Genomic DNA, 21,527 nt, shown 5'->3' with positions numbered 1-21,527 from the left:
GTCACCTCGGTTGTGAATTAGATCGAAAGACAATATAGGAATAAATCGTCGGGACGAAAACCGATGTCGCTACTGCTAGTAAACCAATATATCCGTCCCAACGAACAGGCATCAGCCAGGCCCCTGTACATGCAAGTAAGCCTGATAAAAACCAGACCTTTCCTGCCAGCCGATGCGTACTGCGCCATACCTGCTCGTTGGCAAGCGTCCACGGTGTACGGATACCAAAAAAATAGTTGAAGCGAACGCGCCCAAGCATATTGCCAAGGAACATCCACAGCAATCCAAGCGCAGTCAAAATCAGGGATTGGACTGGAATATCGCTAACAAAATAATAGCCGATCATGATGCCAAATATGGCCTGCAGAAATACAGACAATGCCCACCCGAACCATATGTATGTCGATTCGAATTTCTTGTAATTGTGCTGCTGCGGATCTGCTCGTCGAAGTAGCGGCATAAGTACGGGGACAAGAATTAAGATGGCAGAGAAGATCGTAAACGCTATCGTCTTCTCCGTTGTGCCGTCAGGCTCGCCATGGAAGTTGAAATGGGATACGACCCTGTCCGGAAGCTTTGGATATGCCAACCACATCAATCCAGTTACGATCACATTGTACACTAACAATACAAGGAATGCCTTTCTCTCCGGATTTTGATTAGGCAGCTTCATTGGTCATCACTCCCTCTTTTATCCTGATATGAAATAATATCAAGAAACCAGCCAAGAGCCTCCTGCAATACGGTTGTGTTGAGCGAGTACCATATATGCTGGCCCCGCCGCTCATCGATAATGAGTTTAGCCTGCTTCAGCCCATTCAAATGATGAGACACGCTTGGCTTCGTCATACTGAAGTGTTCAGCGATATCGCCTGCCGTCATGTCCTTATCCTTCAGCAGGGTTATAATCTTCCGCCTCGTCGGATCCGCAAGTGCTTTAAACGCCTCATTCATGCCAAAGCCTCGCTTCATGTCAATATTTTCGTGAATGCAACATCCAAAAAGTAAGTCAAGTATAGCGAAAAAGGGCATCTTCCTCAAGTGAAGATGCCCTTAACGCCTTATCGCCCATTTATTCTGCATCTACTGGTACATTTTCCGATCGATTAACGAAATACCTTCGTCAAATACGTATGCAGCGCATCCGCTAGCGCCATCGGTGTCTCCATCATGCTCATATGGCCCGCCTTCTCCAGTGTGACTTGAGAGATATGTTCACCGCTGGCCGTAAATGCTTTCTCTTGCGTTACAACTTGATCATTCTCCCCTGCTAATAATAGTACAGGAATACGGGAAGCCTCCAGTACTGCAGTCCGGTCAGGGCGTTCTCTCATCGCCAGTGCTGCCCCAGCAGCCCCTTGCGGTGGAGTGCCATAACCAATTTCCTTCGCCTTGTTCACTTGTATCGCATACTCATCGAAATGCTGCGGTGCGAACAGCTTCGGAACCAGCCCATCTACAACAGGAACAATGCCTTGTGATTGCAATGTCTCAACAACAGACAAGCGGTTCTTCTTTCCTTCTTCGGTATCAGGCAAGCTAGTGGAATGAACGAGCCCAAATCCCTTTAATCGGTTGCTAAAGCGCTGAGCGAATGACAACGCAATATATCCGCCAAGGGAATGGCCAAGCAGCACAAATTCTGTAAGCTCAAGCTTATCGGCAAGTGCAAGCACATCATCTGCCATTTGCTCAATCGTATATGCACCTACTGGTGAATCTGACTTGCCATGCCCCCGCAAATCAGGTGCAATGACGCGATAGCTCGTCGCCAGCATCGGCATAAGTTCTTCCCAGTATTGCGAACTTCCGCAATAGCCGTGAAGCAAAATGACAGCAGGCCCTTCTCCTTGCTGCTCCACATTCATCGTAAAATTAGGATCTACCTGAATTCTTGCCATGTCTCATCCCTCTTTCATATAGGCGCACTCACTAAAAACGCAAATTTCCATTTTACGCAGAGCACACCGAATTATGCGCCTTTTATTACCATTACATAAAATTTTCAAAAAAGCTTGTCCAAAGCATTCTTTCATTCCAAAAACATCCATACATATATAGTATATTACACTACCCATATATACCCGAATCAGCAGCCAGTTCAAAGCATCGCTCATACCAGTAATCTGCGACTTCATACAGATGGGGGGTGAACGATATGCAAGGGTTCGAAATTTTCTTCGCCACGAGTGCATTTATTCTCGGGTTAGTTCAGCTCATTATCAAGCTGACGGACCGGGAAACCAAAAAATGATCCGTTCCCCTAGAACGGATCGGTACAGCATCTAAACATACATGCATATGAACCACATGATGGAGGCGGCGGGTGATCCGGCTCCATCTTTTTTTGCCCACGACATCATTTGTATGGAAGATGATTCGGATTTATGCTTGGCTGTGGAAGAAATGATTCGATGATCGCCCCCGCTACATCGTCTGCCATCTTCATAACGTGATGCAAGGATGTGGTCTGTAGGGTCCAGTATGGCTTCGGTCCGTTCACATTCACGACACAGGCTATGCTGTACTGCCCTACTGCCGGCATATCCGCACCTACCGATTCTGCTGGCTGCAGGGAGGAATACCTGACTAGATATTGTCCAACAGAACCCGGATGCCCCAGACAAGCGTCGATTGCAATCGTCACTTCCTCCTTACGCAAAGAAGAAATACGGAATTCCAGATTGGTGGCATCGCATGGCTCCTCCATGGTTCCAATCACCTTCAAGCCGCTTTGTGCAAGGCGCGATCCAACCAAGGGTCCGAGCGCATCACCTGTAGACCGATCTGTACCGATACAGATGAACACAACTTCCTCTCCTTGATGCTCGCTGGCAACCTGGCGCAGCCATTCACGAAGCCGTTCAATGGTGCAGCGAATTTTTTGCCCGCTCTGTTCATATACCTTATTCATCTTTCCATTGACTTGCATGGGCAAAAGCTCCTTCTGATCATTGTACTTAATGATTCATTCTACTGTATATTTCCACTGATGCCAAGCGGTGTGCGAACACAAGAAAAAAGCAAGCGCATCAAGAGAAACCGCATTGAAAAAAGCAAGAACATGCATTTTGTTTCCTCTTCTTTCGTGATACAATACGGACATGTTGAATAGGACGTTATCGAGCATAGCGTCTAAGGAGGAGAACCATGATTACCAATGAAAGAACGCAAGCCAATGTAGAGATGATGATTGATGTGATCAAGGATAAATTAAAGATGGCTACAGCAGCAGCCATGCAGTCCTCTGCGTTCTCCGTGGAGCAATATGATGACATTAAGGACATTTACGATATCATTATGAGCAAGCCTGCCTTCAGCATAAGTGAAGTTGAGGCGATTGTGTCCGAGCTTGGCAAATTGCGCCGCTCTTAATCCACTAACCTGATCGCACCACCGATTATCGGATGAATGTAAAAATAGCTCCCAGCTCGCACTGCTTAGCAGAGCGGATTGGGAGCTATTTCTTATTTTACACCGTTATCGTATTAAGAGACGATCGCAATGCACGCAAGCGCTCAGGATCGATTGGCGCTAAGGAATGACCGCCAATGCGTACATTCGAGCCGAAGTGAACCTGCTTCACTCCAGCCTTTCTTACAAAATCAACTACCGTCTCTGCTGTAAGGCCGCTTCCGGCCAATATTTCAAGCGATGAACCGGCTGCTTGGATCATTGCCTGGATACATGCAAGTCCTTGCAGCGCACTTGGCTCGCCACCGGAGGTCAGCACGGTTGTTACTTGCGGATAAGCCAGCAGCACATTCAAGGCTTGAAGCAGGTCGCTGGATTGGTCGATCGCACGATGGAAGGTCAGCGGTATCTCGCCGGCTGCATCCAATACCCGTTCTAGCAGTTCAGCGTCTACTTTGCCCTCTGGTGTCAATGCGCCAAACACGATGGCATTCGCTCCCGTCTTACGTATTAAGCGAATATCACGCAAAATCGTTGCTTGATCATCCTTATCATATACGAATGAGCGGCTGTGAGGTCGCACCATCACATTAACCGGAATGCTGACAGAGGCGACCGCCTCTTCAATAAGCCCAAGACTGGGGGTCAATCCCCCTTCTGAAAATGCAGTTATCAGCTCAATGCGATCCGCTCCATGCAGTGCTGCTTCCTTCACTTCTTGCACAGTTGTTCCGATAACCTCTAACAGTATGGAATTCATAAGCTCACCTCTTCTGCAATGTCATGCTGCAACCGATTGCGCGTCATCTCGATCACTTTAATGCTTGGAGCTGGAATACCGCCTTCTGCTCACCGACTATTCGACCGTTGTCGTTCAGAATTGTACCTGGGAACACTTGACGGATACGCTCTATCGTTGACTTTTCTTGATACCCGATCTGCTCAAGTATGGAACCGACAATAAGTGACCATTCCTCATCTGATCCATCCGCAACCTTGAACGCGAATCCTAATCCCTCATTGCGCAGTCCGAAAGCGAATATTCCTTTGAAGCCGCCTTTGGCAACGATATTCTTATCCTCCATAAGCAGCGAGTCAATTCGATTCGTACCGCCAACTAATAATGGATGCTCCTGCATCGCGTTTCGAATCCGCTCAGCAGCCGTACGAGTCGCTTTATCCGCAATGAGCTCAGGACAGGCCATCTTCATATATGCGGTTGCCAACCCTTGAAGTGGAAGTGCATATACGGGGAAGCCGCAGCCATCGGTACCTGCATGCATCTGTTCAGGAGCAATGCCAGCCATCTCACTAATTGTACGCGTAATTTCCTGCTGTGCCGGATGGCTTGGCTCCGCATACGTATTCAGATCCCAGCCCATCATATGGCTCCATGCAAGTACGCCAAAATGCTTCCCGGCACAATTATGGTACGCTCTTCGGCGCTCTCCGCCATTGCGCAAATACTGCTCTTTCACTTCTTCGTTCAGTGGATAAGAGGGGGAGCAAATCAGATGCTTCTCTTCAAGCCCTGCACATTGCATAATGTGCTCCATCGTATCAATATGAATGGATTCTCCCCGATGAGAAGCCGTCATGAGTGCCAAATCCCGAGACGCCAAACCATAATGCTCGAGTGTTCCGCTTCGCACAACAGGGATAGCCTGCAACGGCTTTCCTGCTGAACGCAGGAACATCGGTGTATGTATATCCCCAAGCGCATATTGAGGCTGCATTTGGCGATCAACACCACAAATTGCTCCGCGATGCTCACACTCCAACCAGCCGTTTCGTGTTTCCTCCACTAAACGTTCATTCATGGTCGTCTTCCTTTCATTCTTCCAGTTGCAACAAAGCATGGAAATATGTTATTGATATTACATATTTACCTTTTGTCCCTATTTCGTACATTAAGAAAGATTATCGGACATCTTGTAATGTAAACATACACCCAAAGGAGAAGTGTTGACAACTGTGAATCAACAATATCGAGGCATTACGCCAGAAGCAAAGCGCAAGTTTGCGCTAAATCTTCTTGGGGGAGCAGCCGCGACGCTTATCTTGGCTATCGTTTTCTTTTTTATAACTAGAAGTGTGCTTCTGAATCAAACGACTGATTTCGACCGTTACGTAACCGAAACGGTTCGCCAAGCAGCCTCCCCGACGTTAACTTTTATCGTTACCTGGATTACCCATATAGGCTCCAGCCGTGTCGTTGTGCCATTGGCTGGCATACTCATTATACTCCTTGCCTTTGTGTTCAAGCGCAGATGGGATGCCATGAGCCTGCTGACTGCCTCGCTCGGAGGCGCTTTAGTCAATGAAGGATTGAAGCTCTGCTTCCGGCGGGCAAGACCAGACTGGGAGCATTGGGTTGTTGAGCATGGGTACAGCTTCCCAAGCGGGCACTCCATGGTCAGTACCGCCTTTTTCGGCATGATTGGATATTTGATATGGGTGCATCTGAAAGAACAAGGAAAGCCTGCCGGATATGTTCTTGTGCTTACCGCTCTACTTATTATATGCATCGGGCTTAGCCGCATTTATCTAGGCGTTCATTATGTCACAGATGTGCTGGGCGGCTTCACGGCTGGTGCTATCTGGCTTCTATTCACGATCATGGCGATGCAATGGTTGAGGGATCGCAAATAAGGAATACGATAAGCGGCACCTCTGTTTCAAACTTCCCAAATATGTGTAATCCACTAGTAAGACAATGGACTACGCGTAAAGGAGAGGTTATCATGAGCCAAAATGCAGAATGCAACAACGCACAAACAAATTGCAGTACATTCGTAAAGGGGCTTCTAATCGGGAGCGCTATAGGTGCTGCTGCCGCTCTGCTTCTAGCACCGAAATCTGGACGTGAGCTACGCGCGGATATTGGAGATAAGGCACAGCAAGTAGGGGGTAAAACAAAAGAACTGGCAACAGATCTTGGATCCCGTACAGCCGAAACGGTAAAAAACGTCGGTTCAAAAGCAGGAGCCGTCGTGAGCAGCGTAAAAGAAGCATCTAAGGAATTCGCTGCAACAGTTAAGGAAGCAACAGCAGGCACTGCGGATCAATTGAAAGAAGCAACAGCAGATGTAGCTGAGGAAGTTGCAGAAGAACTGAAGAAGGAAGAATAGAAGGAAATCCTTCATTAAATGGAGTTCAAGAAATTGAATATCACACAAAATGAAGATGCTGTCTATATAGACAAGCATCTTCATCTATTCTACGAAGCGTCATTCGCAGTCAATATTTTTTTAAGCTTTTCCGTTGCACGACGCTGAATGCGAGATACGCTCATCTGAGAAATGCCAAGGCGATCCGCTGCGGTGCGTTGTGATAATCCTTCATTATAAATAAGTGCCAACACATTTTGTTCTTCCGGTTTGAGCTCTTTTATGGCTTCCATAAGATCCATCTTGCGTTCCACTGACTCGAAATCATCGGCCTCAGACCGAATCAGCTCCCCTAATGTAGCAGCACTCTCATCCTGAGATAGAGGCGTATCTAGGGAGACATAATGATAGCATTCGCGTCCTGCCAACACCTCGACAGTTTCCTCGACGGACAATTCCAGCTTCTCCGCAATCTCATTTACATTCGGCGATCGTTCGAGCTTCATCGTCAGTTCGTCAATGGTTTGCTGCACGAGCGCGCCTTTTTCCTTAATGCGGCGGGGTACTTGGATATACCATGATTTGTCACGCAAAAAATTCTTCATATGGCCGATCATGCTTTTCATTGCATAAGCTTCGAAAGGAACGCCTAATGAACTGTCAAACTGCTTCAATAAGCGTATTAATGCCATATTGCCAACTTGCATCAAGTCTTCATACAAATCTGGTCGGTTGCGCGATATCTTGCCAGCAGCCATTTTTACCATTGGATCATACTTCTGAATGAGGATAGTAGCGATCTCATTATCATTTGTTGCTTGGTATTCGTGGATAAGCCGGATTGCTTTATCGGATGAATGATGTTGAGGGGCAGCACTCATAGAAGTTCCCCGCTTTGTTGCAGCCGCTTCTTCATCTTCACTACGGTGCCATGACCATCGACACTTTTCACTTCAACCTCATCCATCAACGCCTGCATTAAATAGAATCCAAGTCCACCGGCCTGAATATCTTCGAGCTGCTTATCGTGCAAAGCTTCCAACCCATTGGTCTTGCTTGCTGCGTCAAAGCTCGCTCCCTCATCCTGCACGATGATCTCAATCTCATCCTCAGCAACCTCAAACAATACTTCAACGACTCCACCATGCGAATCATACGCATACAGCACCGCATTGTTACAAGCCTCCGAAATCGCTACCTTCATATCCTCAATATCTTCATAGGAAAATCCGATACGGCTTGCGATACCGTACAACGTTAATCGTGCCAACTCCACATATTCGGCCTGTGCCGGCAATGATAATTTAACGCGCTTCAGCTCTCTTGCGTGTTCCATAATTCTGATTCATTCCCTTTCATCGTTCATTTGTTTAGGCTTGCGGGGTCAGAAATTTCGAAATGCCAGTCATATCAAAAAGTTTTTGGACATGTGTCGGTACATTCGTAATACGGAAAGCAGACTTCTGCTCATGACGCATCTTCAAAATCGAGATCAAAATTCCAATCCCTGTACTATCTATATACGTCAATTCATTCAAATCTAATGTAAGCTCTGTCTTCGCATCGTTCACAATCGGTTCCATCGTGGAACGGAACTCCTTGGCTGCTGCCAAGTCCAAATCTCCACAAGGTTGAACAATTACTTGCCCCTCTTGCTGGATTATCTTCACTGCAAACTTCTTTCCGCTCATAACTTTCCTCTCCTAACACAGGTAAACTAGTAAAGTGTACTTTAATTGGTAAATAACCTTCATTCACTGAATCGAAACAAATGGGAAAAGAATGTGGCAATTACTCGCCACATTCCTTAAGCCATACGTCAAATGTAAATAATGCTCCCTCCGGAACCGGAGTAGCACGAATATCTCCATTCATCAGTTGCACGAGCGACTTGCATATCGCAAGCCCCAATCCACTTCCGCCATATTTGCGGTTCATAGACGAATCCAGCTGTGCAAATGGCTGGAACAGCCCTTCCATTTTATCTACCGGAATACCGATGCCCGTATCTCGCACATCGAATTGAACGTGGAACTGCTTCCCTTGTTCAGTCTGCTTCGTGTCGATAATAGACACATGGATACCGACATTTCCGTTATTTGTAAATTTAACCGCATTCCCTACGAGATTAATGAGAATTTGTCTTACACGCAGCATATCTCCATACAATAATGCAGGCACATCCTCATCCATCGAATAGGATAAGGTCAAATCTCTTTTATTCGCCTCGACCATGAACAGCTCGTACACTTCTGTAATGAGCGAGTTCGTATCAAACGGAAATTCTTCCAGCTCCAGCTTCCCCGATTCCATCTTGGTGAAATCGAGAATATTGTTAATGGTGCGGATGAGCGTATCAGCGCTCTTACGGATCAGTTCCGCATAGTTCAATTGATCGCTGTTCAGCTCTGTATCGAGCAACAGATCAACCATGCCGAGCACTCCATTCATCGGCGTGCGAATCTCATGGCTCATCATCGCTAAAAATTGCGTTCTGGCCAGCGCGGCACGTTCTGCAGCTTCCTTGGCTGCGGCCAGCTCACTATTCATCCGCTCCAGTTCTTTCGTCTTCTGATGAAGAAGCATTTTCTGCGCTTGCAGCCGTTTCTGTGCCTGAAATATGCCTACAAAGCTGTGAATCTTTGATTTCAAAATATGAGGAACGAACGGCTTCACCATATAATCAACCCCGCCGGCTGAATAACCAGCGAATAAATGCTCGGTTTCTTTATAATTAGCAGACACGAATATAATCGGGATATTTTTAGTCTTTTCTCGCGCCTTAATCCATTTTGCCGTCTCAATCCCATCCATGCCCGGCATTTGCACATCAAGCACAATAACGGCAAATTCCTCTTTCATCAAGTGGCGCAAAGCTTCCTCTCCAGAAGTAGCCTTGACCAAGCGATAGCTTTCCTCGGACAATACGGCTTCAAGCGCAAGTAAGTTCTCGTGCCTGTCATCAACGAGCAAAATATTGATTGGTTCCAAGGTGTTCACAATCGTGCCTCCTATCGTATTTTACGATAAATCTTCTCGTTACGATCAATCTCCTCGTATTGAGATTCTCTCCCTGTAAAATGCAAGGACTCCTTGCCTCCGACAATAAGCACACCTAGTGGCGCCAAGCTCTCATAGAAAAGATCATGAACCCGGTTGCGCAGCGGCTCATTAAAATAAATCATGACATTTCGGCATAAGATGACGTTAAATTCATTAAAGGATCGATCCGTTGCCAAGTTATGCTCCGCAAAAATGACATTTTTACGCAAGTACGGATGAATGACGACTCCCTCTCCAGAAGCTGTATAATATTCGGAGAAGGAGCTCGTTCCACCCGCATCCAAATAATTTTTCGTATACGTACGCATCTTGTCCATCGGGCAGACGCCTTCTTTGGCTTTCTGCAGCGATTGCGGATTCATATCGGTTGCATACAGCCTCGTCTTCTCATACAGCCCTTCCTCGTGCAGCAAAATCGCCATGGAGTAGACTTCCTCACCAGTTGAGCAGCCCGCATGCCATATCCGAATATATGGATAAGTACGCAGCATAGGGACGACCTGAGTACGAAAGGCCAAGAACATCGACGGATCGCGGAACATCTCTGTAACGGGGATCGACAAGCTGCGGACAAACCGCTGCAAGCAATCTCGGTTATAGAGCACTCGGCTCTGCAGCTCCGATATTGTTGCCACATTCTCGGCATGTACCTGATGCCAGATGCGCCGTTTGAGCGAAGGATATGCATAGTCCCGGAAATCGTAGCCGTAAACTCGAAAAACACCTTCAAGCAGCAATTCTATTTCAATGCGTTCTCGGTCCGCATCCTGGGGTCTTCTTCTCTCATCATGTAAACCGAGTCCGTTTCCGTTCATGTCTCATCCTTGCTCCTTCATTCATCGTCTCAACATTGATTCTCTGTTATTTATATAACCATACTCGCATCAATGAAAGCAGCTGCTCTGTTTGGAACGGCTTGCTGACATAATCAGACGCTCCTGCTTCAATGCACTTATTGCGATCTTCCTTCATAGCCTTTGCCGTCAGCGCAATGATCGGCAGCTTCTCAAACTGCGGCTGCTCGCGAATTCGCCGCATCGCTTCGTAGCCATCCATCTCCGGCATCATCATATCCATGAGAATAAGATCGAAATTCGTTTCCTTATCCAATGCTTCTAGCGCTTCACGACCATTTTCGGCGTACACGATGTTCATGTCATATTGTTCAAGCACACTGGATAGTGCAAATACATTGCGGACATCATCATCTACAAGCAGCACGCGCTTGCCTGACAGCAGCAAATCACTTGGCCCTCGGCTTTCCTCTTCAGCGCCTGACTGAGATTCCTCCGAGCGCTTCAAAAGAATCATCGTTTCCTGCAGCAGACGTTCAGGAGATTTCACATCTTTTATAATGATACTCTGCGCCCGCTTCTTTAGCTCCGTCTCTTCCTTTGCGTCCAACAGCTTGCCTGTATAGACGATAATTGGAATGCGGCGTAGACGAGAATGATTGCTAATCTTGTCCATTAATTCGAATCCCGTCATGTCAGGAAGCAGCAGATCGAGAACCATACCGTCGAACTTTTCTTCCCCTAGTACCTTGAGTGCTTCCGTTCCCGTCGAAACAGCCGTAACTGCTACATCTGCTCCTTCGATCAAAGCAATCAAGGATTGGCGCTGCGGCCCGTCATCTTCGACGATGAGCAGCTTCCTCTGTCCAAACGGCCACCCATGTCCTTCCTCTTCTTCACCAGCAGCAACTTCTTTAAGCAACGTTTCTTCCCATTCTGTAAGTGCAATTGCCTCATTAGTCATAGATGTTAATGGCATATGCGGCTTGCCAAGCTTACTATTCTCCAGTTCTGCATGCTCATGCTCCTTCTCTCCAGATAGAGAGGCTTGAGCTTCAGCAATTGCCTTTTCATACAGGGCAACCGAGGAATTGACCGGAATAGAAGACGGCTCAATTGCCTTCATAGGAAGGAAGAAAGTAAAGGTGCTTCCTTCATTCTCTTGGCTCACTAATTGCAGCTTGCCGCCTAGCAGCCTTGCCAGCTCGCGGCTGATGGACAGTCCGAGTCCTGCACCGCCATAGTTGCGGCTTGTTGTCCCATCCAGCTGCTGGAACGCTTCAAAGATCAATTCCTGCTTATTTCGCGGAATTCCAATTCCTGTATCTATCACATGTATAGCCAAATATGATTCTTGACTTTCCTGAAGTGAAGAAGGAAGTTGATCCGGTTTCGCCTTCGTGATTTGCAGGGTGACCGAGCCTTTCGTTGTGAACTTGAACGCATTGCCAAGCAAATTGCGAACGACCTGCTTCACCCGATGTCCATCTGTGACAAGGGAATCTGGCAAATCGGGTTCCATTTCTACATGGAACTTTAAGCCTTTTTGTGCCGCAATCGTCTCAAAGCTGTCGCGCATAAAGGATGCCAGTTCACTCAAGTAGATCTTTTCAAAATTCAATTGCATCTTTCCTGCATCTATCTTGGACAAATCCAGAATTTCATCGATCATCTTCAGCAAATCAGAGCCAGACATATTAATGGTGCGCGCATATTCGACCTGCTTCTGTTCCAAGTTGCCTTCCTTATTTTCCGCTAGCAGTTGGGACAGTACGAGCAGACTGTTCAGTGGAGTGCGCAGCTCATGGGACATATTAGCCAAAAACTCCGATTTATACTTCGACGCCAAGGCCAATTGCAGCGTCTGGCGCTCTAATATCGTCCGTGCACCCTCAAGCTCTTCATTCTTCTCTTGAGTTGCCAACATCTGCTCTTCCAGCGCACGCGTCTTGGCGATCAGTTCGGTATTAAAATGCTCCAGCTCCTCCTGCTGACGCTGAAGCATTTCCTCTGAACGCTTCAAGGCCTCGGTATGAGATTCCAAATGTTCATTCGAACGCTTCAATTCTTCTTGCTGTGTCAACAGCTCTTCAGACTGGGCCTGCAGTTCCTCAGTAAGCGCCTGTGATTCACGCAACAATTCTTCTACACGCAAGCGTCCTGAGATGGTATGCACGATTACGCCAAGCTTCTGTGCGAGCTGCTCGAGCAGTTGATGCTGAACAGGAGACATCTTGGTCAGCGATGCCATCTCCAGCACAGCAATTACTCGTTGTTCGAATGTTATTGGGAACAAGATCAGCTCAATCGCTTGAGATTGGCATACGCCTGATTCAATGCGAATGGAGCAATCCTTCATGTCGCTTATTATGATTGGCTTCTCATCAGCCACGCATTGCCCAAGCAAGCCTTGGCCAACAACCATTTTGTTCTGGGCCTTCAGCTCTTCTGTCGCCGCATACGTGCCGAACAATTCAAACTCATCCGGATGGTTTGCATCATTTCGAATGTACAAAGCTCCATACTGCGCACCAAGAGTAGGCACAAACTCACTGATGAACATCTGCCCTACTTGATTCAGAGTGGCTGCTCCGTTGAGCAACTCCGTAACGCGCGCAGCGTTGCCGTCAATCCATGCTTGCTCCTCTTGGGCCTTGCGATATAATTCCTCATTCTTCTTGCGCGCTTCCAAATCTTCAGCCATGCGCTTGAATACTTGAATGACTTCCCCGATCTCGTCGTTCGTATGCGGTTCAAGCTTGCGTACAATTCGAAGCCGGCCACGCGCTAGGCTGCGCATCATGATCGACATTGTGTTCAAGTTGCGTGTAACGCTAGGAATAACCCACATCATAATTGCAAATGAAAGAACAAGACCAGTAGCCATAATTCCTGCAGTCCAAGTAATCGATTGATCATAATGCTTTCTCGCATCCAGCACTTGATTGTCAATGCTCATTTCATGATAATTCGCGAGGTCATTCATGCTGTTTAGCAAATTTTGTTGATAGTCCAAGCCTTCGCTGTTGCGCAGCTTGTTGGCTTCCTCATAATTATTCTTATCAGCTAATCCCACTGTCTTCTGAACGTAATTATCGTACTTCACCCAATCGCGCTTCGCTTGATCGATAAGCCTCTGCTCTTGAGCCGTCGAATAGTCTTCTGTAAGCTCTTGAAATGCGGTAATGATGTTCTCATGATACATCTTCCCCTTTTTCATTAGCTCATGACCACTATTCACACCAACTGTCGGGTTTAGCATTTCTGTTACTAGTTCACGCGAAATGTTATTCATATTGTCACGGATCATAAAGGACAATTCTACTTTGCGGAAGCTTTTCGAATAGATTTCATCCAGATCCTGCTGCAAGCTGCTCATGCGATCATAAGACACCCAGCCAAGTCCGGATATGATAAGCATGAACAGAACGAAGCCAGCAATCAATTTCGTGCGTAACTTCACTGTCTGCTCCTCCTTCTATATCAATGAACGTCCACCCAAATCAGACACTTGTCATCTTCGCTGTCCTCTTCAGATCCATGGGCAAACAACTCATCCCACGCGCTTTTATCCAGCGTCTCCTCTTGACGGAGAATATTGGCGATGCGCTCCATCGCTTCCTCCACGCTGCCCCCTGCTGACTCCATCAGACCATCGGTATACATCGCAATTCGAGCACGCGAATGGCACTGTACCTCTTTGGTTTCTACCTCTAGATCCGGGAACATGCCTACCGGATATCCGGTAGATTCCAAAGATACAAGTTTACCGTCCTCCATCAATACAACGCCTGGCGGATGCCCTGCATTCGCATACTGAATGCAGCCCTTGTCCGTATCTACAACAACGTATAATGCAGTCATATAATAGAGCATTAAATTCCCGTTCATATGAAGCTGATGAAACTTCGTATTCAACCTCTTCAGTACAAGATCCGGCTGTTCAATCTGCATCACGGCATCCCGAAGGACAGATGCAATGAACATGCAAAGCAGGGCAGAGGATACACCATGGCCCATGACATCGATAATAATAATTCCGTATCTTCCCTTCCCTAATGGGAACCAGGCATATAGATCTCCGGCAAGCTCCTCAGAAGGCTGATACAGTGCATTGATCGCAATATGCTCATCCTGATAAGGCTCTGTCAGTACAGAGTTCTGCACCTTCGCTGCTAAGCTTAACTCATCGCGAATATGGCGATCCCGCTCCTTATGCCAATCCTTCTCCCGCTTCAGTCGAAGCGCCAACCGAATGCGAGCCAACAACTCTACCCGGTTGATCGGCTTCGTTACATAATCAACTGCACCTGCATCCAGCGCTTCAGCGAGCATATTAGAATCCCCAATCGCTGTTACGATAATGATCGGAATATCTCGAAGCTCGGAGTATTGCTGGATTGTGCGACAGGCTTCCAAGCCATCAATCTCCGGCATCATCATATCCAATAAAATAAGATCAATATCGGGTACATACATCGGTCCAAGCGGTCCATCCATTCCAAGCACTTCATACATTTCATGGGCTGACGAAGCCGTCTGCACTCCGTCGTAGCCGGCTTTACGAAGGATTTCCCGAATGAGCATGACATTCGTCGGATTGTCATCAACGACGAGAACGTTCATCATACTCTCCTCCCCTCATCGATTATGATATATAGTTCGTTTCTATTCGACATAGTCCCCCATAATTCCCAACTACCACTATACCGGAAAAAGTTAAATAAGATCATCTTTTTTGTTACTTGCTTGTGAAAAAAAGTGAAAGCCGGCTAACTATACTGTTAACCGGCTTGGCTGCGCTAACCGCGCTGTCTCCATAATTGCCACAGCTTCGTTCCGACATCAATCCATTCCTTCCAATCCTGCCGATGGGCAGCTGATGCATGAGCTTGACCCTGTCCCTGTGGCAGTTGTTCCCGCAATTGATTATCCTCAATTGTACAAGGTATCTCCTTCGTTGCTGCAGCAACCTCTGGCTGCCTCTGCGTCGCTGCCGGAGCTGGCGCTGATACAGATGTTGCCCGGTTCATCTTAGGTTCCCGTTTATCTATATCTGGCTTGCGTTCAAATCGGCCTGCTGCTCGGCGTACTCCCTTAACTAATCCGACCGAAACTTGCTTCGCAGCGATTGAGATTTCGTTCAATGCTTCACCTGCATGTTGAACGGAATCCATAACCGGCTCCATTTTCTTCAATTGCTCAGATAGATCCTGAGAGAGCTCATTTGCATTTTTGGCGACACCCTGCAAGTCTCCGCTCAATAAGCTCACGGTTTGCTGCACTTGTTCAAGCGTATCTGCAGCCCGCTCTAGGGAGCGCTTAGCTGACAACAACGTTTGAATCAAATAGAACACCAGCACTGCGAACGCTATTGCAGCAAGTAATGCACTAATCTCCAATATCATAGGTGAATACCGCCTTTCTCCGTGTTCCCAAGCATAACACATTTTTCCGCATAGCAATTATGAATTAATACCCTGAAGAAGGGGCTTTGAAACAGAATTAGCCAATTGTTTGGTAATCCTAAGCTGTGGTTAATCAACATGCAAACACGAAAATTAGGCATCTGAAATCATTATTTCGAAATCAAAATGATCACAATGAAGGAGGAACACCTTATGCTTAAATGGTCAGCCGTATTTTTGCTTATTGCCATCATCGCAGGTGTGTTTGGTTTTTTTGGTATCGTCGCAGCGGCAGCTTCTATAGCCAAAGCGCTGTTCTTTGTATTCCTTGTTCTCTTCGTTATCTCTCTAGTGACAGGAAAGCGTACATCCTAACTGTTATATATACGTTACATGCAACCAACTGAAAAGAAAGAAAAAAGGCTCGTCTGCATGACGGGCCTTTTTGGCTGCAATTCATTTCAATATGGCATTTTCTAAGACTCATCCTCGGTTGGGTGTTTATTTCCGCGCATGAAAGATTCTTTATCCCACTGTCCAAGCCAGCGCGAAGACAACACCCCTGCGAGCATTGAACCATTCACATTCAATGCCGTGCGTCCCATATCAATGAGCGGCTCTACAGAAATGAGCAGTCCCGCCAGACCGACGGGCAGGTTCATCGAGGACAACACAATAAGCGCTGCAAATGTAGCACCTCCGCCAACGCCAGCTACACCAAAGGAACTGATTGCAACAACAGCAATGAGCTGAAGAATGAATCCCGCGCTTAACGGGTTCATCCCTACGGTAGGTGCAATCATAACGGCAAGCATGGCGGGGTAAATGCCGGCACATCCATTCTGGCCCATTGAAGCGCCAAACGAGGCGCTAAAATTTGCAAAGCTCTCCGGTACCCCCAGCTTATCCCGCTGCGTATCCACATTGATCGGGATCGAACCAGCACTTGTTCGCGATGTAAATGCGAAAACTAACGCAGGCGTTGCCATCTTCAAATAACGGGCAGGCGAGATGCCCGACAATCCAAGCAGCAGAAGATGAATCAGGAACATGACAATGAGCGCTACATAGGAGGCTATCACGAACCGACCTAGCTTCCATATCTCCGCTGGTGCTGTCGTAGACACGACGCGGATCATAAGTGCCAGCACCCCATAGGGCGTCAATCTCAATACCAAAGTCACCATCCGCATAACAACGGCATGAAGCGCATCAATAATGGAGGTGAACATGCGCCCATGCTCTGGCTTTTTCCTTGCAACACCTAATGCCGCAATACCGACAAAAGCGGAGAAAATGACAACTGCAATCGTAGATGTTCTTCTTGCCTCCGTCATATCAAGAAAGGGATTCGTTGGTATAAATTCCAGTACCTGCTGCGGAATGGTCATGTCGCGCACTTCACCGACCTTCTCATTCAAATCCCGTCCGCGTTCGGTCTCTTGCTGCCCTGCCTCCATGTTCACGGCCGACAAGTCAAAAGCCAGTGCAGATCCGATGCCCACAGCAGCTGCCACAGCAGTTGTCGCAATGAGAATGCTAATAATCACTACACTCATCTTGCCTACACCGGTCTTCGTCGTCACATGCAAAATCGCGGATATGATCGATACGATAATAAGTGGAATGACGACCATATGCAGCAGACTCACATAGCCGCCACCCACAATGTAGATCCAATCATTGAGCACGTGCACGGTGTCATGCTCAACCCCGTATAGCTGCTGAAGTAGCGCTCCATACACAATGCCTATACCGAGTCCGGCAAATACCCGCTTTGTAAAGGATACATGTTTCTTCTGCATCCTATAAAGCAAGTAAAGAAGTCCGATTATTACAACAGCATGAACCATCAACCACCAACCGTTACTCACGGCCATTTCACTCCTTGGTCGCAGGAGGCGCGGACATTCTGATGTCCATGATTCCATCCAGCATCATGTGATGCTTTTATTACTCCCCAACTTCTGAGATTTCATCCAGATTGAGGTTCACTTGCTGGCAAATGTGCAGAAAATGCAGCAAATCTTCATCCGGTATCCCTTCAAAGTAACGGGCGAATACAAACTCACGTTGTATTTCCACTGCCTTGACCTTCTGCCGCCCTGCTTCCGTAAGCTCCAAATAATTGATACGGCGGTCAAGTTCATCGCGATTGCGCGCAACATAATCCATTTGAGTAAGTTTGTCGGTAATGCCCGTCACTGCGCCAGGTGTCAAACGAAGCTCCTTTGCAACATCGGTTACTTTCATCGAGCCATTCCGGAATAGTAAGTCCAGTACGGCAAATTGAGTCATATTTACATTCAAATTCTGCAGCTCCAAATGCCGTTCCCATTGCGTGCGCATCCCGCGCAGCATAGAGCGGAAGTTCATCTGAAGTTGGAGCAGCTGTTCACGATTAGGCAAACCGTCACATCCTCTTCTATCATCCGTATTCTTCAAGGTACAAGTCCTTGACGCGTACGTCACTTATATACTCCTGTCCAGCAAGGCCCGTAAACTCATTACTGCGTACGAAAAATGTACGGAGCAAAGTTACAGCTTCAATCCGAAGCGAAGCTTCCACCCATCTTCTAGGAATTTCACTTCCTTGACCTTAACCCATTCAGGGAGCTGTGAAGATAACGAGAATTCCATCGGTTTTAGCGAGAACCACGAGAGCGGAAGTGAAATGTTCTTCACGCGGGCATCAACGGGCACTGCACGAATGGATTGACCGCTGTCGCTCCATTCCAATTCATATTTAATCTTTACTTCAGCCTGCACATGAGAGATGGGCTCCATTTGAATGGTCGCTTCCATTTCTCGATTTGCAAGCCTTGTCTTCATCCCAGTAATGTTCCACTTTTCCTTCAACGAACGATAAGGCTCAGTTTCCTGCATATGCTGAGAGCCCCATCCATTAATTTCTTCCTCGCTAATTTGTATCGTAAGTGAACGATTGTGTACCATTTGCTCCAAACGATCAGCCAAGGACACTTCAACTTGAGGAGGCCAGCCTATCGCAGTAGAAGGCTGAATGTAAAAATACGCCGCTCCAGCAAGCAAAATAAACAATATGATGACCGTCAACAATCCACGGCACAGCCACTTCCACAATGTCTTCACCCTCATCATCCTTTCCAAATTATTGTTTCACTACCATGTAAACGGGTTACATACTGAACAAGGCAGGGAACATTCCTCATATCACTCCTATAATTCGACCTTCATGACCTCATCACGAAAATATACACCTAAGAAAAGGCTATACCATGCTGACTTATTCAGCAAGCCCAGCAATTGGAATGTTCATCTTAGTAGTAAACCATACCATTGTATAACCATGAGAGAGGAGAATTCAATAATGAAGAAATTAGTGGCAGTGATGGCTTTGACTTTGGCGTTCAGTACGGTTGCTGCAACAGGCGCATTTGCTGAGCAAGCAGCGAATACAACTGGTGCCGTGACGAAAGAAACTGTATTCGTAGACCTGGAACAAAACACTACGCTCTATGATTCAGTTGGCGGCAAAAAAGTAGGACTCTTAGGCCCCCAAGTGATTTATGTGGAGGCAGCATCGAAGGATGAAAACAATATTACCTGGTACCGGGTATTTACATGGATAGGCACAGTGTGGATGAAGGATCCGAATGCTTACAACAAGCTTGTTACACTAAGCTCCAATACACCGATATATAACAGTCCAAACGGCAAACAAGTCGGCAATCTTAGCGCACAAATCGCCCCAATCATTAATGAGCAAATCGATAATTCCGGATTGATTTGGTATCAGATTAATAGTTATAAAGGAAAAGCATGGGTAAGGAATCCAGAGCAAAGCCAGCTTGTGAAGCTGACCAAAGCGACAGCAATATACCAATCCCTTAACGGCAAAAAGGCAGGCGAATTAAAACCTCAGACGGTAACTGTACTTGCAGTTAAATTTGATAAAAAAGGACAGCGATGGGCCAACATTCCGACCTGGAAGGGCAATCTGTGGATGAAATGGTAATAACCTTTTCAAGCGAAAAGGATTGATTTACAGGTATTGACATAAATAATTGCCGTGCATATAATAGTCATAGCAACTAATAATGATAACGAAGAGGCATAACCATTGTATAGGATCCATACACGTCGGTTATGCCTCTCTTATCACTAAATAGTTGCTACGACCAATATCGTCAAAGCAATCTTTTTTCGGAAGGAGGTGTGTTGGTATCCCCCCCACTAACACTGGAATCTTTCAAGTCCCGTACCGTGCATTAACGATTGGCATCATACTTATTTTAACAACTGTCGCCTTCGAAGGCCTCGCCATTACGACAATTGCTCCCGCACTTGCACAAAGCCTGGAAGGCATCCATTTATACGGTTGGATATTCAGCACATTTTTATTGTTTCAAATTATCGGCTCAATGGTTGTAGGACAACAAATCGACAAACATGGTTTAATTGCATCCATTCTAATTTCGTTCTCTATCTTTGTAGCTGGCATCGTCATTGCCGCACTTTCCTTTCATATGTATATGCTTATAGCAGGAAGGGCCCTGCAAGGGTTCGGCGCCGGTGCGCTTGTCACCTGTGTGTACTACATTGTAACTGTCCGTTATCCTGACTCATTGCGCACCGCCATATTGGCTGCCTTCTCTGCCGCCTATGTGCTTCCCGCACTAATTGGACCCTACATTGCCGGCCTAATTGCCGTTTATGTATCGTGGCGATTCGTGTTTTGGCTTGTGCTCCCCTTTATTGCGATCGCACTTATCATGACGCTGCCTTCCTTCCGGAGCATAACGAAGTCAGGTAGCTCTCGTGCACAAGATAGACGCAAGGAAGCGTATTCCGTATTGCTCGCTGTCGGAACAGGGCTTCTACTGACGGGATTAGGTCGAATCGACGATTGGTTGGGCATTGCACTTACTGTGATTGGATTAGTCGTCATGGTATTACCGCTCCAAAAGTTGCTCCCGCATGGAACGTTTACTGTAGAACGCGGCTTACCCGCAATTATCGTATCAAGAGCCCTGTATATTTCCTGTTATTTCGCGACTGAAAGCTATGTGGTTCTCGGATTGACAAAGGTAAAAGGCATATCAGAAGCGAATGCAGGGCTACTCGTAGCGGCAGGAGCATTAAGCTGGTCAACCGCTGCATGGCTGCAAGCAAAACTGGACAGGCGCGACCAAGGAACTGGCCGAAAAAGGAGAATCACGCTCGGTTTATGTATTATGATCGTGGGAATTGGGCTCGTCATTACATCCATGCTGTTACCGGGCAGCAACATCGCGATGACACTGTTGTCGCAAATCATTACCGGTTTCGGTGTTGGGCTGGCTACTCCAACGATCGGTGCCATAGCCCTGCAGCAGGCAGAAGAAGGCAAGGAAGGCGAAGTGTCGGCCACACTCCAATTCGTTGATTCATTCAGCATAGCCGTAAACATTGGCATTTGTGGGGCAATTGTAGCCTTAAGCGAAAGTTTTCACTGGGGAATTTACGCAGGTGTCATGATTGCATTATCTTTGCAGATTTGCTTTGTCTTATTAAGTCTGATTGCCTCTTCCCGCATTGCGAAGAAGTCAGTCCGCATCGCTCAGTCATCAATCACCCCTTAAGGCTTGTTATTTGGATTTTAACGGAACCTCATTAGAAATAAAGCCGAAAGGTCGGCTCTGCGCCCAAAACTTGCTACTCCTGTGCTATGCTGACCTTTTCCAACCTGTACGCAATAGAGAAATGTCATGAGGAAA

General features: G+C 46.9%; 22 protein-coding genes and 1 pseudogene. 6 read left to right on the top strand and 17 right to left on the bottom strand.

Annotated elements, in window-relative coordinates; all coding sequences use genetic code 11:
* Position 1: 1 nt before the first annotated feature.
* The 4 genes from ACQ5BJ_RS23695 to yyaC form a co-directional block, all read right to left on the bottom strand.
* A complete protein-coding gene (locus ACQ5BJ_RS23695) occupies positions 2–673 on the bottom strand; it encodes an SdpI family protein (protein ID WP_268600084.1) in 672 nt (223 codons plus the stop codon).
* A complete protein-coding gene (locus tag ACQ5BJ_RS23690; RefSeq protein ID WP_005542789.1) occupies positions 670–954 on the bottom strand; it encodes an autorepressor SdpR family transcription factor in 285 nt (94 codons plus the stop codon). Before ACQ5BJ_RS23690 ends, ACQ5BJ_RS23695 begins: the two co-directional genes overlap by 4 nt.
* Positions 955–1,106: 152 nt before the next feature.
* On the bottom strand, positions 1,107–1,901 hold the full coding sequence (locus ACQ5BJ_RS23685) for an alpha/beta fold hydrolase (RefSeq protein ID WP_268620048.1): 795 nt from the start codon (positions 1,899–1,901) through the stop codon (positions 1,107–1,109).
* Between the two features lie 458 nt (positions 1,902–2,359).
* Complete coding sequence (gene yyaC / locus ACQ5BJ_RS23680) at positions 2,360–2,932, bottom strand: spore protease YyaC (protein ID WP_268600082.1); 573 nt, start codon at positions 2,930–2,932, stop codon at positions 2,360–2,362.
* Positions 2,933–3,150: 218 nt separating this feature from the next.
* On the opposite strand from yyaC, the gene ACQ5BJ_RS23675 reads away from it, so the two are divergent.
* Positions 3,151–3,375, top strand: a complete 225-nt coding sequence (locus tag ACQ5BJ_RS23675) for a DUF1128 family protein (RefSeq protein ID WP_005542806.1) — start codon at positions 3,151–3,153, stop codon at positions 3,373–3,375.
* Between the two features lie 97 nt (positions 3,376–3,472).
* Here ACQ5BJ_RS23675 and ACQ5BJ_RS23670 read toward each other — a convergent pair whose 3' ends face one another.
* Both ACQ5BJ_RS23670 and ACQ5BJ_RS23665 read right to left on the bottom strand, forming a co-directional pair.
* Positions 3,473–4,174, bottom strand: a complete 702-nt coding sequence (locus ACQ5BJ_RS23670) for a copper homeostasis protein CutC (RefSeq protein ID WP_268620049.1) — start codon at positions 4,172–4,174, stop codon at positions 3,473–3,475.
* A 52-nt stretch (positions 4,175–4,226) separates the two neighbouring features.
* Positions 4,227–5,234: an asparaginase gene (locus ACQ5BJ_RS23665; RefSeq protein WP_268600080.1), complete on the bottom strand. Its 1,008-nt coding sequence runs from the start codon at positions 5,232–5,234 to the stop codon at positions 4,227–4,229.
* Positions 5,235–5,388: 154 nt separating this feature from the next.
* Here ACQ5BJ_RS23665 and ACQ5BJ_RS23660 point away from each other — a divergent pair, with 154 nt between their 5' ends.
* Positions 5,389–6,066, top strand: coding sequence for a phosphatase PAP2 family protein (locus ACQ5BJ_RS23660; protein WP_430112652.1), 678 nt, complete (start codon positions 5,389–5,391; stop codon positions 6,064–6,066).
* Positions 6,067–6,158: 92 nt separating this feature from the next.
* Positions 6,159–6,545: a YtxH domain-containing protein gene (locus ACQ5BJ_RS23655; protein ID WP_268600079.1), complete on the top strand. Its 387-nt coding sequence runs from the start codon at positions 6,159–6,161 to the stop codon at positions 6,543–6,545.
* Between the two features lie 89 nt (positions 6,546–6,634).
* Here ACQ5BJ_RS23655 and ACQ5BJ_RS23650 read toward each other — a convergent pair whose 3' ends face one another.
* The 8 genes and pseudogenes from ACQ5BJ_RS23650 to ACQ5BJ_RS23615 form a co-directional block, all read right to left on the bottom strand.
* Entirely contained in the window at positions 6,635–7,405 is a 771-nt protein-coding gene (locus tag ACQ5BJ_RS23650) for a sigma-70 family RNA polymerase sigma factor (protein ID WP_163976704.1), read from the bottom strand.
* Complete coding sequence (rsbW, locus tag ACQ5BJ_RS23645) at positions 7,402–7,860, bottom strand: anti-sigma B factor RsbW (protein WP_005542814.1); 459 nt, start codon at positions 7,858–7,860, stop codon at positions 7,402–7,404. The genes ACQ5BJ_RS23650 and rsbW overlap by 4 nt, the downstream gene beginning before the upstream one ends.
* Positions 7,861–7,894: 34 nt before the next feature.
* Positions 7,895–8,215 (bottom strand): STAS domain-containing protein, encoded by a 321-nt coding sequence (locus ACQ5BJ_RS23640; protein WP_289354758.1) that lies wholly within the window; start codon positions 8,213–8,215, stop codon positions 7,895–7,897.
* A gap of 118 nt (positions 8,216–8,333) precedes the next feature.
* Positions 8,334–9,524: pseudogene (locus tag ACQ5BJ_RS23635) on the bottom strand (ATP-binding protein); the annotation flags it as partial.
* Positions 9,525–9,535: 11 nt separating this feature from the next.
* Positions 9,536–10,402 carry a CheR family methyltransferase gene (locus ACQ5BJ_RS23630; protein WP_005542818.1) on the bottom strand — a complete coding sequence of 289 codons (867 nt, stop codon included), beginning with the start codon at positions 10,400–10,402 and terminating at the stop codon, positions 9,536–9,538.
* Positions 10,403–10,448: 46 nt separating this feature from the next.
* Positions 10,449–13,844, bottom strand: coding sequence for a response regulator (locus ACQ5BJ_RS23625; protein WP_289354757.1), 3,396 nt, complete (start codon positions 13,842–13,844; stop codon positions 10,449–10,451).
* Between the two features lie 20 nt (positions 13,845–13,864).
* On the bottom strand, positions 13,865–15,007 hold the full coding sequence (locus tag ACQ5BJ_RS23620) for a fused response regulator/phosphatase (protein ID WP_268600091.1): 1,143 nt from the start codon (positions 15,005–15,007) through the stop codon (positions 13,865–13,867).
* 176 nt (positions 15,008–15,183) lie between these two features.
* Positions 15,184–15,789, bottom strand: coding sequence for a DUF948 domain-containing protein (locus ACQ5BJ_RS23615; protein WP_268600075.1), 606 nt, complete (start codon positions 15,787–15,789; stop codon positions 15,184–15,186).
* Between the two features lie 213 nt (positions 15,790–16,002).
* Here ACQ5BJ_RS23615 and ACQ5BJ_RS23610 point away from each other — a divergent pair, with 213 nt between their 5' ends.
* Positions 16,003–16,164: a DUF1328 family protein gene (locus ACQ5BJ_RS23610; protein ID WP_268620052.1), complete on the top strand. Its 162-nt coding sequence runs from the start codon at positions 16,003–16,005 to the stop codon at positions 16,162–16,164.
* Positions 16,165–16,265: 101 nt separating this feature from the next.
* Here ACQ5BJ_RS23610 and ACQ5BJ_RS23605 read toward each other — a convergent pair whose 3' ends face one another.
* The 3 genes from ACQ5BJ_RS23605 to ACQ5BJ_RS23595 all read right to left on the bottom strand — a co-directional run bounded on the left by ACQ5BJ_RS23605 (position 16,266) and on the right by ACQ5BJ_RS23595 (position 18,906).
* Complete coding sequence (locus tag ACQ5BJ_RS23605; protein WP_268600073.1) at positions 16,266–17,669, bottom strand: L-cystine transporter; 1,404 nt, start codon at positions 17,667–17,669, stop codon at positions 16,266–16,268.
* A gap of 73 nt (positions 17,670–17,742) precedes the next feature.
* Positions 17,743–18,198: a MarR family winged helix-turn-helix transcriptional regulator gene (locus tag ACQ5BJ_RS23600; protein WP_241734665.1), complete on the bottom strand. Its 456-nt coding sequence runs from the start codon at positions 18,196–18,198 to the stop codon at positions 17,743–17,745.
* Positions 18,199–18,327: 129 nt separating this feature from the next.
* On the bottom strand, positions 18,328–18,906 hold the full coding sequence (locus ACQ5BJ_RS23595) for a hypothetical protein (RefSeq protein WP_430112646.1): 579 nt from the start codon (positions 18,904–18,906) through the stop codon (positions 18,328–18,330).
* Positions 18,907–19,138: 232 nt separating this feature from the next.
* Between ACQ5BJ_RS23595 and ACQ5BJ_RS23590 the strand changes: the two genes are divergently transcribed.
* Positions 19,139–19,786, top strand: a complete 648-nt coding sequence (locus ACQ5BJ_RS23590) for a hypothetical protein (RefSeq protein ID WP_430112644.1) — start codon at positions 19,139–19,141, stop codon at positions 19,784–19,786.
* A 208-nt stretch (positions 19,787–19,994) separates the two neighbouring features.
* Positions 19,995–21,392 carry an MFS transporter gene (locus ACQ5BJ_RS23585; RefSeq protein WP_268600090.1) on the top strand — a complete coding sequence of 466 codons (1,398 nt, stop codon included), beginning with the start codon at positions 19,995–19,997 and terminating at the stop codon, positions 21,390–21,392.
* The last annotated feature ends 135 nt before the right edge of the window (positions 21,393–21,527 follow it).

Source organism: Paenibacillus sp. B1-35 (genome assembly GCF_050474385.1).
GTDB classification, from domain to species: Bacteria; Bacillota; Bacilli; order Paenibacillales; family Paenibacillaceae; genus Paenibacillus_B; species Paenibacillus_B alvei.
The sequence above is the reverse complement of the archived record's forward strand: the minus strand, read 5'-3'. Positions and strand labels throughout refer to the sequence as shown.

What these genes read in the sequence shown, in the direction of transcription:
- ACQ5BJ_RS23655 (WP_268600079.1), top strand. Translation starts at nt 6,159, where the DNA reads ATGAGCCAAAATGCAGAATGCAACAACGCACAAACAAATTGCAGTACA.
- ACQ5BJ_RS23650 (WP_163976704.1), bottom strand. Translation starts at nt 7,405, where the DNA reads ATGAGTGCTGCCCCTCAACATCATTCATCCGATAAAGCAATCCGGCTT.
- yyaC (WP_268600082.1), bottom strand. Translation starts at nt 2,932, where the DNA reads ATGCAAGTCAATGGAAAGATGAATAAGGTATATGAACAGAGCGGGCAA.
- ACQ5BJ_RS23630 (WP_005542818.1), bottom strand. Translation starts at nt 10,402, where the DNA reads ATGAACGGAAACGGACTCGGTTTACATGATGAGAGAAGAAGACCCCAG.
- ACQ5BJ_RS23595 (WP_430112646.1), bottom strand. Translation starts at nt 18,906, where the DNA reads ATGAGGGTGAAGACATTGTGGAAGTGGCTGTGCCGTGGATTGTTGACG.
- rsbW (WP_005542814.1), bottom strand. Translation starts at nt 7,860, where the DNA reads ATGGAACACGCAAGAGAGCTGAAGCGCGTTAAATTATCATTGCCGGCA.
- ACQ5BJ_RS23665 (WP_268600080.1), bottom strand. Translation starts at nt 5,234, where the DNA reads ATGAATGAACGTTTAGTGGAGGAAACACGAAACGGCTGGTTGGAGTGT.
- ACQ5BJ_RS23675 (WP_005542806.1), top strand. Translation starts at nt 3,151, where the DNA reads ATGATTACCAATGAAAGAACGCAAGCCAATGTAGAGATGATGATTGAT.
- ACQ5BJ_RS23615 (WP_268600075.1), bottom strand. Translation starts at nt 15,789, where the DNA reads ATGATATTGGAGATTAGTGCATTACTTGCTGCAATAGCGTTCGCAGTG.
- ACQ5BJ_RS23670 (WP_268620049.1), bottom strand. Translation starts at nt 4,174, where the DNA reads ATGAATTCCATACTGTTAGAGGTTATCGGAACAACTGTGCAAGAAGTG.
- ACQ5BJ_RS23685 (WP_268620048.1), bottom strand. Translation starts at nt 1,901, where the DNA reads ATGGCAAGAATTCAGGTAGATCCTAATTTTACGATGAATGTGGAGCAG.
- ACQ5BJ_RS23690 (WP_005542789.1), bottom strand. Translation starts at nt 954, where the DNA reads ATGAATGAGGCGTTTAAAGCACTTGCGGATCCGACGAGGCGGAAGATT.
- ACQ5BJ_RS23620 (WP_268600091.1), bottom strand. Translation starts at nt 15,007, where the DNA reads ATGAACGTTCTCGTCGTTGATGACAATCCGACGAATGTCATGCTCATT.
- ACQ5BJ_RS23640 (WP_289354758.1), bottom strand. Translation starts at nt 8,215, where the DNA reads ATGAGCGGAAAGAAGTTTGCAGTGAAGATAATCCAGCAAGAGGGGCAA.
- ACQ5BJ_RS23590 (WP_430112644.1), top strand. Translation starts at nt 19,139, where the DNA reads ATGAAGAAATTAGTGGCAGTGATGGCTTTGACTTTGGCGTTCAGTACG.
- ACQ5BJ_RS23610 (WP_268620052.1), top strand. Translation starts at nt 16,003, where the DNA reads ATGCTTAAATGGTCAGCCGTATTTTTGCTTATTGCCATCATCGCAGGT.
- ACQ5BJ_RS23605 (WP_268600073.1), bottom strand. Translation starts at nt 17,669, where the DNA reads ATGGCCGTGAGTAACGGTTGGTGGTTGATGGTTCATGCTGTTGTAATA.
- ACQ5BJ_RS23695 (WP_268600084.1), bottom strand. Translation starts at nt 673, where the DNA reads ATGAAGCTGCCTAATCAAAATCCGGAGAGAAAGGCATTCCTTGTATTG.